Below are 12,599 nucleotides of genomic sequence, written 5' to 3' on the forward strand. Positions count from 1 at the left end.
AATATATGAATGGTAATTTTAAAAGAAATTTATTAATTAGTTCACTAGTATCACTGCTTGTACTTACTGTGAGTTCGGTTGCTTCTTTTATAAGTATTAAAAGTTTACTAAATAGTAATTTCTGGGTCAATCATACTCAAGATGTAATTTATAACCTAAACGAAGGTTCATCGATTATTACCGAAGCCCAAACCAGCATGAGGGGATATTTGCTTACAGGCGACGAACAGTTTGTAGAGCGATTTAATGATGCTGAAAATAAATCAAATGAATATTTCGAAAAATTAGATGAACTCACATCCGACAATCCTTCGCAGAGAAAATTATTAGAAGAGTTGCGAACCAAACGTTCTGGTTTCTTTAAGTATTTAAACAATCAAATTGTAAAAAAACGTTTAAGCAAACAAACGCTTATTTTCGACCTGAATGAAGGAAGGAAAATGATGAATGAGATAAGAGCAATCATCAGAAAAGTAGAAAATACAGAACAAAAGCTTTTAGAAGAACGCAATTTAAACTCAGAACGCTACGGCAATTATAGTTTGATTTTAATCGTTGTTGCCTTTTTTATTGCTTTTCTTATTTCTATCGTTTTTATGATTAGAATTCTAAAAGATTACAACGAAAGATCTTTGCTGCAGCATGAGTTGGAGAAAAAAGATAAAGAAACTGCTGAAAGGCTGGAAGTAATAAGCGGTATCGCATCTCAGATTTCTAGAGGAAATTATGACGTTCAGATTGATGATAGAAAATCTGATACTTTGGGAGCTCTTGGAGTTTCTATTCATGAGATGAAAGATTCTTTAAAAAATTCTTTTGAATTATTATCTCAAAAAGAATGGCTTCAGTCAGGAGTCGCAGCTTTGAATGACAAAATGCTGGGCGAAAAGACTATTCAGAAATTATCTAAGGATGTTATCGAATTTTTATGCCAGTACACCAACAGCAGTGCTGGGGTTTTGTATGTTGTAGATGGAGAAGAAATGGCAATTTCTGGAGGTTATAGCTATATACCGAGTAAAAATAGAGAACGCATTAAAAAAGGTGAAGGTCTGATTGGTCAAGCAATTGTTTCGGGTAAAATGTTGGAATTAAAATCACTTTCGCCAGATAACATTCATATCAATTATGCTTTAGGTGAAATTAAGCCTACTCATATTGTGGCGCTTCCGCTAATGGATTTTAAAGTAGAAGGTGCTGTTGAATTGGCGAGTATTTATGGTTTTTCTGTGCTGCAATTAGAGTTCCTGAATATGGTTGCCAATAATATCGGAATTGCTTTGAAAGCGACGCAAAACCGTAAAAGAGTTATGGAACTGCTGGAAGAAACGAAATCTCAGGCAGAAGAATTGCAGATTCAGCATAGCGAATTGGAAGCGATAAATGCAGAATTAGAAGCTCAAACCGAAAAATTGCAAGCTTCGGAGGAAGAACTCCGCGTGCAACAGGAAGAGTTGGAGCAAACCAACGAAGAATTATCGGAAAGAAGCGTTCTGTTAGAAGAGAAAAATACAGAAATTCAGAAAAAATCAGAAGCTTTAGAATTAACAACTCGTTACAAATCTGAGTTTTTGGCCAATATGTCTCATGAATTGAGAACACCGCTGAATTCAATTTTATTGTTGAGCCGTCTATTGTCTGAAAATAACAATAAAACGATGAACAATGAAGAAATCGAATTTGCAAAAGTAATTCAGAGTTCAGGAAACAGTTTGTTAGGATTAATTGATGAAATTCTTGATTTATCTAAGATTGAAGCAGGTAAAATGGATCTGGAATTCTTAGATGTTTCGACCAAAGAAATTACAGATAACCTTCATAATCTGTTTTATATGGTGGCAAAAGAAAAGGGAATTAATTTTGAAATTATTGCCAAAGAAGCGCCAATCGTTATTAAAACAGACAAAATGCGTTTGGAGCAGATTTTGAAAAATTTGATTTCGAATGCCATTAAATTCACCGAAAAAGGAACTGTTTCTCTTGAAATCAAAGTAGATACAGACGATGATAAAATAATCTGCTTTATTGTAAAAGATACTGGAATCGGAATTCCGTTAGAAAAACAGCCTTTAATTTTCGAAGCTTTCCAGCAGGCAGACGGTTCGACTAAACGTAAATATGGCGGAACTGGTCTAGGATTGTCTATTAGCCGTGAATTGGCTAAACTATTGAGAGGAGAAATTATCCTGCATAGTAAAGTCAATGAAGGTAGTACATTTACGTTGTGTCTTCCAGTTTTTGGATTCGCAATCAATAAAGTTACAGCAGATAAAATTCCGCATGTAGAAGAAGTCGAAGAAACTGCCGAAATCGAAGAGGTAAAACCAAAATATATCAGCGAAGTCGTTCCTGAAGAAATTGAAGACGACAGAGATTCAATTGTAGAAGGCGATAAAGTAATTCTGATTGTAGAAGACGACATAAGTTTTGCCAAATCATTACTGGCTTTTACGCAGAAAAAAGGATATAAAGGTGTAGTAGCAGTTAGAGGTGATTATGCCTTAAATTTTGCCTTAATCTACAAACCAATTGGAATTTTATTGGATATCGAATTGCCAATAAAAAGTGGCTGGCAAGTTTTGGAAGAATTGAAAAATCATTCACAAACCAAGCACATTTCGGTGCACATTATGTCATCGCACAAATTAAAACAGGAAAGTTTATTGAAAGGCGCCGTGGATTTCTTAGACAAACCTGTGGCTTTTGATAAAATTCCTGAAGTCTTTATGCGTATCGAACACATCATAAACAAAGAATCTCAAAAGGTTTTAATTATTGAAGATAATCCGAAACACGCTAAGGCATTGGCTTATTTCTTGGAGACTTATAGCATCAATTCTGAAATAAAAAGCGAAGTTTCGGCAGGTTTATCGGCTTTGAGCAAAGAAGATGTAGACTGCGTGATTCTAGATATGGGAATTCCAGACAAACAGGCTTATGAAATTTTAGACGGCGTAAAGAAAAGCCCAGGATTAGAAAATCTTCCAGTGATTGTCTTTACCGGAAAAAGTTTATCGATAAAAGAAGAATTAAAAATCAGAAAGTACGCCGATTCGATTATTGTAAAAACGGCACATTCGTATCAAAGAATGCTCGATGAGGTTTCACTTTTCCTTCATTTGGTTGAAGAAAAGAAAGAAGGAAATAATAAAGAAAACTACAAAAAACTGAATTCGCTGAACAATATTCTGTTCGAGAAAAAAGTATTAATTGTAGATGATGATGTACGAAATATATATTCGCTTTCAAAAGCTTTAGAAGCATTTAAAATGAATGTCATTACGGCTTTTGACGGAAAAGAAGCGATTAAAATTTTAGATGAAAATCCAGATACCGATGTGGTATTGCTGGATATGATGATGCCAAATATGGATGGTTATGAAACAGCAGAAAAGATAAGAAGCAACCCTAAATTTCTTAACTTAGCTGTAATAGCAGTAACGGCCAAAGCAATGACTGGCGATAGAGAGAAATGTATTAAGGCGGGAGCCTCAGATTATATTACAAAACCTGTAGATGTTGACCAGCTGTTATCATTGCTGCGAGTATGGCTTTATGATAAAATCTAATCTTTAAAATGCTTTAAATGGGAAAAAAACGTGTGTTGATTATAGATGATGATTCAAGAAATATTTTTGCTATGGTGAATACCTTAAAAGCAAAATCGTATGATTGTATCTCTTGTCTAAGTGCCGAAGAAGCATTAAGAATATTAAAAGAAGACTCATCGATAGATGTCGTTTTGATAGATATGATGATGCCCGAAATGGATGGTTATGAGGCAATTCCGCTTATAAAAGCAATTCCATCACAAAAATCCACATTGGTGGTTGCCGTAACAGCGCAGGCAATGGCAGGAGATAAAGAAAAATGTTTACAAGCCGGAGCAGATGCTTATATCTCAAAACCTGTAGATGTTGATAAATTACTTCAGATTTTGGGAGGAAATTTAAATGAATTATGATTGAAGATATTGAATTAGAAACTCTTATAAATGATGTTTACGAATATTACGGTTTTGATTTTGGAAGCTATTCCAGAGCCTCACTTAAAAGACGTGTAAGCCGTGTTTTCTATTTAGACGGATTTAAGCATTTTCATGATTTTTTGTCTAAAGTCCGTACTGATCCCGAATATTGTAAAAGAATGATTGACGAAATTACGGTTAACGTAACCGAGATGTTTCGCGATCCATCATTTTATTTGACACTCAGAAAAGAAGTCCTTCCGCTATTAGGAACCAAACCTTTTATCCGTATTTGGCATGCAGGATGTTCTACAGGAGAAGAAGTCTATTCGATGGCTATTATGCTGAAAGAAGCTGGATTGCTGCATAAATCGATATTGTATGCCACAGACATAAATGCTTCGGTATTAGAAACAGCAAAAAGCGGTATCTTTCCATTACGAATGATAAAAGATTACGCTGATAATTATCGCGATGCTGGCGGACAGCAGGATTTTTCAGACTATTACATCGCCAATTACGGCTTTGCAAAATTTAATGAAAGTCTTTCTGAAAAAATGGTTTTTTCGCAACATAACTTAGTTTCAGACACTTCTTTCAATGAGTTTGATCTTATTTTGTGCCGCAATGTTTTAATTTATTTTGATAATAATCTGCAGAAAAGAGTCGTTAATTTATTTGATGACAGTCTCGCTGTTTTGGGTTTTTTGGCACTCGGAACAAAAGAAACGATAAAATATTCTATATCTCAGACCAAATACAAACAATTTGCTAAAGAGAAAATATGGAGAAAAATAAAAGAATAACAAATTGTAAAGTAGTAATAATTGGCGGCTCGGCAGGAAGTTTACAGGCATTATTGCAGATTTTGCCTTTTATAGAAAAACCAATTTCATTTGCGATTGTAATTGTGGTTCACAGAAAAAACTCAGACGAACAAACCTTAGAAAGTTTAATTGCTTTAAAATCTAAAATTACTGTAAAAGAAGTAGAAGATAAAGTAAAATTTGAATCTGGGTTTGTTTATATCGCACCTTCCAATTATCATTTATTGTTTGAGAAAAACGAAACGCTTTCATTAGATACATCAGAAAAAGTTAACTATAGCAGGCCAAGCATAGATGTCTCTTTTGAGTCTGCGGCAGAAATATATGGTGAACATTTGATTGGAATATTACTTTCAGGTTCCAATTCAGATGGAACAATCGGATTGAGGGCAATCCAAGCTGCTGGCGGAATAAGTGTTGTTCAGAATCCACTTTCTGCTGAAATGCCTTTTATGCCCAATAATGCTATCTTGCATACAGTTCCTGACTTTGTTTTAAGCACTGAAGAAATTTTGGAATTTATAAAAGGAATAAATCAAGAATCTGAAGAAGCTTGAAATGTCACCCCTCTAGGGCTTTCCAAATACAGGTAAAATTATACTATAAATATTTAGCTTCTCCGAAGCTTTTAGTGAGTGTATTTAGTTTGAAATTATCGTTTTAAGATTTAGGGGTGATTTAGAATAAGTCCCAGAGGGATGAAATATTTATAGCAAATAATTAGAAGCACGATCAAAAGCTCCAGAGGAGCGAAATATATTTCGGTTTAAAAAATATATTATTTCTCATCTTCAGGAAGAACCACTTTGTTGAGTTCAGCCTCTTTCTGAGCTCTTTTTTGTGCCGCTTTACCTTTTCCAATCGGAATTCCTGCTGTAACATACAAAGATCTGTTGAATTGATTGTTCGGGCCGTCACCTTTCATTACAGTAACGAGTCCGTAATAATATTGAACAGTGACATTCAAACCGTTTCCAACATTCATATGATATCCAGCACCAAAAGCAAGTCCAGCATCTATAACATGAATCTGATCTCTAATGTTTTTCTTGTAGACCACATCATCATTATTGATTTCGTTTTTAAACTCATCAAAGGCTTTGGCCAATAAACCAAATTGAGGTCCTGTTTTGAGGTAAATATTGTTTTTGAATTGATATTTAATTAAAATCGGAACATTAAAATAACGGATTTCACGATTCACATGACCGCCGGCAAAAGTGTTATCGAGATTTTCATCATTTAAAGAATACACTGGAATATCCTGAGCTCCCATAGGCGATTTTACAATTACGCCAGTATTGATCATCCAAGCTGGGTTTTTTCTAGATTTCAAATCAAAATAAAAGCCAAGATTAAAACCGGGGTTCAAAGCAGAGGAGCCCATATTAGAAATCGTAGAAAAATTAGCACCGCCCTCCAAACCAAATTCCAAAAACTCTGAATTGAGTTTATCTCCAAATATTAAGGAAATCAAGACTTGCGACTGCGCCGTAGTAATGCTAAAAAATGTGATAAGGATTAGAAAACCTTTTTTCATACAATTCATGAATTTAAAGTCCAAAACGGTACTGAAGACTGCCCAGAACTTGTGTACGAGAGCCTAAGAAACCGCATTCTGCACGAAACATAACATGCTTGCTGAATTGATATTGAGACCCGATAATAAAGTTCCACATATCTTTAGGTCTTTTTTGAAGTGAATATTGAACAGATGAGTCTGAGGCTGTGCTCAATGCGCCGTCCAGAGTTGCCAAGAATGTTCCTGCTCTTTCTAAAGCCCTGTCGGCAGTATTATGTTTGGCAATATTAACCGGATTTTTTTGTTCAGGAGGAGTTAAACTATCCCACCAATTATCTACTTTTGTTTGATTTTCAGATACTTTTTGAAGCCCATTGTCCACTTTAGCCTGAGCACTGCTTAGATCAATAAAATCAGATAAAGGTAAGTCTCCATTAGTGTCCCCAGAAATATGGACTCTGAAACCTCCAACCCAAATCGCTATATTTGTGTCTGGTTTGTTGAATTTAAATGTTTTTCCTAATCTTGGGCCAAAAACATAAGAAAAAGCAGGTTTATCTAGCGAACTAATATCAGTCCAAGCCATATTCATATCCAGAGCCAGCCAGCCACCGCCAATACCAATTGTTGGTGTCATACCAATACCAAAAGTAGTAGCATCAAAATTTGCTTTGGTGCTGAAATTTGCAATTTCAGACCAATTATTATCTGCGTCCGGAACCCAAATGCCAGCATTAATTTTAGTTGCCGTTTTGGCCTTTCCGAAAATTCCATAAATATTTAAAAAAGGAAGCAGCCATATATCTGGTCTTATAGTAAGTGCCCCAGCTTCAACGGTTGATTTATCAAATCGTACAATTTCATCTAAGTTATATTGAGGGCCATGATTAAACCCAATATTTAAATCATTAATGACAATTTCAGATTCCTGCCAGAAATAATTCACAGAAACTCCGGCAGAATAAGGAAGTTTATATCCCTTTTGAGCTACTTTTTCTCCCCAAATAGGAAGAGCGTAAGGATATTTTTCTGTTTTAAGACTGTCTTTTAACGGTTGATTTTTTTCTCCTACAATTTTATCGGTATAAACCTGTCCGAAAATTTGCATGCTGAAAAATAATAAAGAGGCTGATATTAGTGTATTACATTTCATTGATTAGAATATTTAAAATTAATTAATTAAACTGCGAAAAATAAATGGTACTAATTGTGTAAAGAAATCTTTGTTATTTTTTTGGCTTATAGAAAATGATTTTTTAGGATTTAAAATTAGGGAACTTAAAGAATTGTTAAAATTATTGTTAAAGTTAACGAAATTTTCTTACCTCGCACAAATTTTTTAGATAAAATAAAAAACTAATGAAATAATTTTCAGACCATTACTGAAGAGATTATTTTTAATTTTGACATTAATATTTAACTGGAAAATTGTATTTTTACACCTGTGAAATGGATAACAATCATATTGTCGATTTACCTGATGGCATTATCTAATATGCCATGTGCAGATATGGAAGTAAACAGTGCTATGCATAAAACAGCTCAGTTTGCGTCAGAAGACAATCATTCGCATGATAAAACAAATGATTTATGTTCTCCATTCTGTGCTTGCAATTGCTGTGGCGCACAAGTTTTAAGTTACCATTCTGCTGTAATTTTCGAATTTCCTAAAGCATACAATCAAATTTCAATAGCTTTACCAAGCTACAATTCTGTTTTTACTTCTAATTTCTACGGAAGTATTTGGCAACCCCCTCAGATAGCATAATGATTATGCCTGTCCGATAAAGATCGGAAACGGGCGAGAGAGTTGTGGACTTTTCACACATTTACAGACAATTTAATTGTCTCATTTCTCACGTCATTATATATTCAAATGTTAGATAAAATCATTCAGTTTAGTATACGAAACAAATTCGTAATACTATTATTTACCCTTGCGCTTATAGCTTGGGGAAGTTATTCGCTTAAAAAGTTACCGCTCGATGCCCTTCCAGATGTAACCAACAATCAGGTTCAGATTATTACAACTTCGCCAACACTGGCAAGTCAGGAAGTCGAGCAATTAATTACGTATCCCTTAGAAAGAGCTGTAAAAACAGTTCCAAAAGTAATAGAACTTCGCAGTATTTCCCGTTTCGGATTATCCGTAGTAACTGTTGTTTTTGAAGACGATGTAGACATTTACTGGGCTCGTGAACAGATATTTCAGCGCTTAAAACAAGCCGAAGAAAACATTCCCGATTATGTAAATTCTCCTGAATTAGCGCCCATTTCGACAGGATTGGGAGAGATATACCAATATGACGTTTATGCCAAAAAAGGCTACGAAAATAAATACAGTGCAATTGAATTGAGAACTATTCAAGATTGGATTATTATTCCACAATTGCAGGGAATTAAAGGCGTTGCCGAGGTAACTTCTTGGGGAGGAAAACTCAAACAGTTCGAAATTGCCGTAAACCCAAATATGCTCAATAGTTTGGGCGTTACGATTACCGAAATTTTTGAGGCGCTAGAAAAAAACAATCAAAATACGGGAGGCGCTTATATTGAAAAAGATCAGTATACCTATTTTATCCGCGGTGTCGGAATGGCTAAAGGCATAAAAGATCTTGAAAATGTAGTGGTAAAAAACCGAAATGGTTCGCCTGTTTTGGTTCGAAATGTAGCACAGGTTCGCGAAGGCATTGCATTACGTTATGGAGCTTCGACCAAAGATGGAAAAGGTGAAATTGTTTCCGGAATGGTTTTAATGCTGAAAGGTGAAAATTCGAGCGCTGTTGTAAACCGTGTTCATGAAAAAATGGAGCAGATAAACAAAAGCCTTCCAGAAGGAGTGGTTGCCGAAGCTTTTATTGATAGAGGAAAACTCGTAGATAACTCTATTAGTACCGTTGCAAAGAATTTATTAGAAGGAGCATTAATCGTCATTTTTGTCTTGATTTTATTCTTAGGAAATCTTCGTGCAGGACTCATTGTCGCTTCAGTAATTCCTCTGGCGATGCTGTTTGCCGTTATTTTAATGAATGCCTTTGGCGTAAGCGGAAACCTAATGAGTCTTGGTGCCATTGATTTCGGAATCATAGTCGACGGTGCCGTTATTATCGTGGAAGCCACGATGCATCATCTTCAGAAATTCAAAATTAAAAAGGAATTGACACAAGAAGAAATGGACATTGAGGTTTATAATTCGGCTTCAAAAATTAGAAATAGTGCGGCTTTTGGCGAAATTATCATTTTAATAGTCTATTTGCCAATCCTAGCTTTAATCGGAACCGAAGGAAAAATGTTCAAGCCAATGGCTATGACCGTTGGTTTTGCCATTATCGGAGCTTTTATTCTTTCTCTGACCTATATCCCGATGATGAGCGCTTTATTTCTTTCAAAAAAAACAGAGCATAAAGAAAATTTCAGCGACCGCATGATGGCATGGTTAGAAAGCCTATATACTCCCTTATTGAAAAAAGCTTTAGAGTTTAAAAAAGTGGTGCTTTCAGTCGCTGTCGGACTTTTTGCTTTTGCATTTATTGTTTTCCAAAACATGGGAGGCGAATTTATCCCAACAATCGAAGAAGGCGATTTGGCAATCAATGCCACTATTATGACGGGAAGTTCACTTACGCAGATGGTTGAAACTGCGACTAAATATGAACAGATTCTAAAAGCCAAATTCCCAGAAATCAAAACTATTGTGACCAAAATAGGAAGCGGTGAAATTCCAACCGATCCCATGCCAATTGAAAGTGGGGATTTGATTATTGTTTTAAAAGACAAGAAAGAATGGAGAAGCAAATACCGAAATTGGGAAGAAATCGCCAATGCCATGAAAAAGGAGATGGAAATTATTCCTGGTGCGAATATCGAGATTTCGCAACCCATTCAGATGCGTTTTAATGAATTAATGACAGGAAGCCGTTCTGATATTGCGATCAAGATTTTTGGAGACGATTTGGAAATACTGGATGCCAAAGCAGCAGAATTGATTTCGAAAATAAAAGGAATTGATGGAATTGGAGATTTAAAAGCTGATAAAGTAACAGGATTGCCACAGATTACCATTAAATATGATTATGATAAAATTGCGCTGTATGGGCTGAATATTTCAGACATTAACCAAATCATCCGTTCGTCTTTTGCGGGAGAAGTGGCAGGAAAAATTTATGACGAAAGCAAAAGGTTTGATGTTGTGGTGAGAATGGACGAAAACAATCGTGGCGATATTACAGATGTGAGCAATTTGTTTATTCCGCTTCCAAGTGGCCAGCAAGTGCCGCTTTCGCAAGTTGCTTCTGTCGAATATGAGCAAGGCCCTGTACAAGTCATTCGCGAAGACGGAAAACGAAGAATAACGGTTGGATTAAATGTTCGCGGAAGAGACATTAAAAGTGTCGTAGAAGAAATTCAAGCAAAACTGGACAAAAGTTTCAAACTTCCAGCTGGTTATTATGTGACTTATGGAGGACAATTTGAAAATCTGATTGAAGCATCCAAAAGACTTTCTGTAGCCTTGCCAATTGCTTTAGGGCTTATTTTGGTCTTACTGTATTTTACTTTTAAAAGTGCCAAACAAGCGTTGCTAATTTTTAGTGCAATTCCATTATCGGCGATTGGAGGTGTTTTTGCGCTTTCGCTGAGAGGAATGCCCTTTAGTATTTCTGCTGGAATTGGTTTTATCGCTTTGTTCGGAATTGCCGTTCTAAACGGAATTGTACTGATTTCGTATTTCAATCAATTAAAAACAGAAGGAATTTCAGATCCGTTTCAAAGAATCTTGATTGGAACGAAAACACGTTTGCGTCCTGTTTTAATGACCGCAGCCGTAGCTTCATTAGGATTTCTGCCAATGGCATTATCCACAAGCGGCGGAGCAGAAGTGCAAAAACCGCTAGCAACCGTAGTAATCGGCGGATTAATTTCAGCGACTTTATTAACCTTAATTGTTTTGCCAATTTTGTATTTATTGTTGGAGAAGTTTAACCGCAAAGAGCGCAAAGATTTACGCGAAGAACGCTAAGAAAAATTTAAAGAAAATGAAAAAGTTATTATACAGTTTAAGAAAAATAACCTTTGCGAACTTCGCGCTTCTTTTGCGAACTTTGCGGTTAATTGCGTTTCTATTGGTTGCCTTACCCTTGCAAGCACAGCAAATGATAAGTCTGGAAAAAGCCATAGAACTAGCAAAATCAAACAACATCGATTTAAAAATTGCCGATAAAGAAATCGAAAAACAAACCGTTCTCAAAAAAGCAGCTTTTCAACCAGATCCTTTGCAAGTACAGTATCAGGGCGGTCAGTTCAATAGTGCCGATTTTGACCATAATGTTTCGGTACAGCAGTTTTTTCCTCTAGGAAATATTACAAAAGCCAACCGACAATTGCAGGAAGAATTAGCTAAACTCGCCGAAAAACGAAAAGCTTTGTCTTCTTATGAAATCGAAAAAGCGGTTACATTGGCGTATTATCAATATTTGTATGGCGTTTCGATACAGAAACTCAATTCAGAATTGAATGATATTTATACGAAATTCCTAAAGAACGCTGAACTGCGTTTTAAAACAGGGGAAAGCGGAAACATTGAAGTCATCAGCGCCAAAGCGAAAGTAAAAGAAATTGAAACCCAGAAAGCACAGTTAGAGTACGATTTGGCGATTTATCAGAAACAATTGCAGTTTTTCATTCAGACCGATGAAAATATAGTTCCGGATTCAAATACGGCTTTGCAATATGTTTTAATAGAAAATCAGGAAAATACAAAAGCGGAGACTTTAATGACCGACTTTTATCAGCAGCAGATTTCAGTTTATCAGAAAGAAGCAGGAACATTTAAAGCTTTACGTACGCCAAAAATCGGTTTAGGCTATTTTGCGCAAACTATAAATACAGAATCTTTGTTTCAGGGTTTTACAGCAGGATTACAGATTCCGTTGTTTGGAGGCGTTAATACAACTAAAGCAAAAGCGGCAGAAATCAGTATCTCTCAGTCGCAAATGGCTTTGGATAAAAACAAAATGATGCTAAATCTGCAAAGAGAAGAACTGCAAAACAATTTTCAAAAACAGCAGAAGAATCTAAATTATTATAAAAATGAAGGTTTGCATTATGCCGACCAGATTATCGAAACAGCTCAGAAAAGTTATGCCAATGGCGATATGAGTTATTGGTCGTACATTAGTTTCTTAAATCAGGCAATTGACATTAAGAAACAATTTGCGGAGGCAACGCACAGCTACAATCAAAGTGCCATCGAACTTCAATTTCCAACTATCAAAAACAATTAAAA

General features: G+C 35.6%; 9 protein-coding genes. 7 read left to right on the forward strand and 2 right to left on the reverse strand.

The window, feature by feature from the left end; genetic code table 11:
• Window positions 1-5: 5 nt before the first annotated feature.
• Genes GR162_RS19435 through GR162_RS19450 form a run of 4 tightly spaced genes read left to right on the forward strand, consistent with a single transcriptional unit; the run spans window position 6 to window position 5,351 of the window.
• A complete protein-coding gene (locus tag GR162_RS19435; RefSeq protein WP_160783473.1) occupies window positions 6-3,569 on the forward strand; it encodes a response regulator in 3,564 nt (1,187 codons plus the stop codon).
• 17 nt (window positions 3,570-3,586) lie between these two features.
• Complete coding sequence (locus tag GR162_RS19440; protein ID WP_160783474.1) at window positions 3,587-3,964, forward strand: response regulator; 378 nt, start codon at window positions 3,587-3,589, stop codon at window positions 3,962-3,964.
• Entirely contained in the window at window positions 3,961-4,773 is an 813-nt protein-coding gene (locus tag GR162_RS19445; RefSeq protein WP_008463213.1) for a protein-glutamate O-methyltransferase CheR, read from the forward strand. The genes GR162_RS19440 and GR162_RS19445 overlap by 4 nt, the downstream gene beginning before the upstream one ends.
• On the forward strand, window positions 4,752-5,351 hold the full coding sequence (locus GR162_RS19450) for a chemotaxis protein CheB (RefSeq protein WP_160783475.1): 600 nt from the start codon (window positions 4,752-4,754) through the stop codon (window positions 5,349-5,351). Before GR162_RS19445 ends, GR162_RS19450 begins: the two co-directional genes overlap by 22 nt.
• A 221-nt stretch (window positions 5,352-5,572) precedes the next feature.
• Here the strand turns inward: GR162_RS19450 and GR162_RS19455 are convergent, their stop codons facing one another.
• Together GR162_RS19455 and GR162_RS19460 are read right to left on the reverse strand one after the other, a co-directional pair.
• A complete protein-coding gene (locus tag GR162_RS19455) occupies window positions 5,573-6,334 on the reverse strand; it encodes a porin family protein (RefSeq protein ID WP_160783476.1) in 762 nt (253 codons plus the stop codon).
• A 13-nt stretch (window positions 6,335-6,347) separates the two neighbouring features.
• Complete coding sequence (locus tag GR162_RS19460; RefSeq protein ID WP_160783477.1) at window positions 6,348-7,469, reverse strand: hypothetical protein; 1,122 nt, start codon at window positions 7,467-7,469, stop codon at window positions 6,348-6,350.
• A gap of 291 nt (window positions 7,470-7,760) precedes the next feature.
• On the opposite strand from GR162_RS19460, the gene GR162_RS19465 reads away from it, so the two are divergent.
• The 3 genes from GR162_RS19465 (at window position 7,761) to GR162_RS19475 (ending at window position 12,597) form a co-directional block, all read left to right on the forward strand.
• Window positions 7,761-8,084, forward strand: coding sequence for a DUF6660 family protein (locus GR162_RS19465; protein ID WP_370516259.1), 324 nt, complete (start codon window positions 7,761-7,763; stop codon window positions 8,082-8,084).
• Window positions 8,085-8,192: 108 nt separating this feature from the next.
• The gene (locus GR162_RS19470; protein WP_160783478.1) at window positions 8,193-11,333 is read left to right on the forward strand and encodes an efflux RND transporter permease subunit; all 3,141 of its coding nucleotides are present in this window, start codon (window positions 8,193-8,195) and stop codon (window positions 11,331-11,333) included.
• Between the two features lie 16 nt (window positions 11,334-11,349).
• On the forward strand, window positions 11,350-12,597 hold the full coding sequence (locus GR162_RS19475) for a TolC family protein (protein ID WP_160783479.1): 1,248 nt from the start codon (window positions 11,350-11,352) through the stop codon (window positions 12,595-12,597).
• Window positions 12,598-12,599 lie beyond the last annotated feature (2 nt).

The organism is Flavobacterium sp. HBTb2-11-1 (assembly GCF_009826975.1).
In the GTDB taxonomy this organism is placed as follows: Bacteria; Bacteroidota; Bacteroidia; order Flavobacteriales; family Flavobacteriaceae; genus Flavobacterium.

What these genes read in the sequence shown, in the direction of transcription:
- GR162_RS19470 (WP_160783478.1), top strand. Translation starts at nt 8,193, where the DNA reads ATGTTAGATAAAATCATTCAGTTTAGTATACGAAACAAATTCGTAATA.
- GR162_RS19455 (WP_160783476.1), bottom strand. Translation starts at nt 6,334, where the DNA reads ATGAAAAAAGGTTTTCTAATCCTTATCACATTTTTTAGCATTACTACG.
- GR162_RS19450 (WP_160783475.1), top strand. Translation starts at nt 4,752, where the DNA reads ATGGAGAAAAATAAAAGAATAACAAATTGTAAAGTAGTAATAATTGGC.
- GR162_RS19460 (WP_160783477.1), bottom strand. Translation starts at nt 7,469, where the DNA reads ATGAAATGTAATACACTAATATCAGCCTCTTTATTATTTTTCAGCATG.
- GR162_RS19445 (WP_008463213.1), top strand. Translation starts at nt 3,961, where the DNA reads ATGATTGAAGATATTGAATTAGAAACTCTTATAAATGATGTTTACGAA.
- GR162_RS19475 (WP_160783479.1), top strand. Translation starts at nt 11,350, where the DNA reads ATGAAAAAGTTATTATACAGTTTAAGAAAAATAACCTTTGCGAACTTC.
- GR162_RS19435 (WP_160783473.1), top strand. Translation starts at nt 6, where the DNA reads ATGAATGGTAATTTTAAAAGAAATTTATTAATTAGTTCACTAGTATCA.
- GR162_RS19440 (WP_160783474.1), top strand. Translation starts at nt 3,587, where the DNA reads ATGGGAAAAAAACGTGTGTTGATTATAGATGATGATTCAAGAAATATT.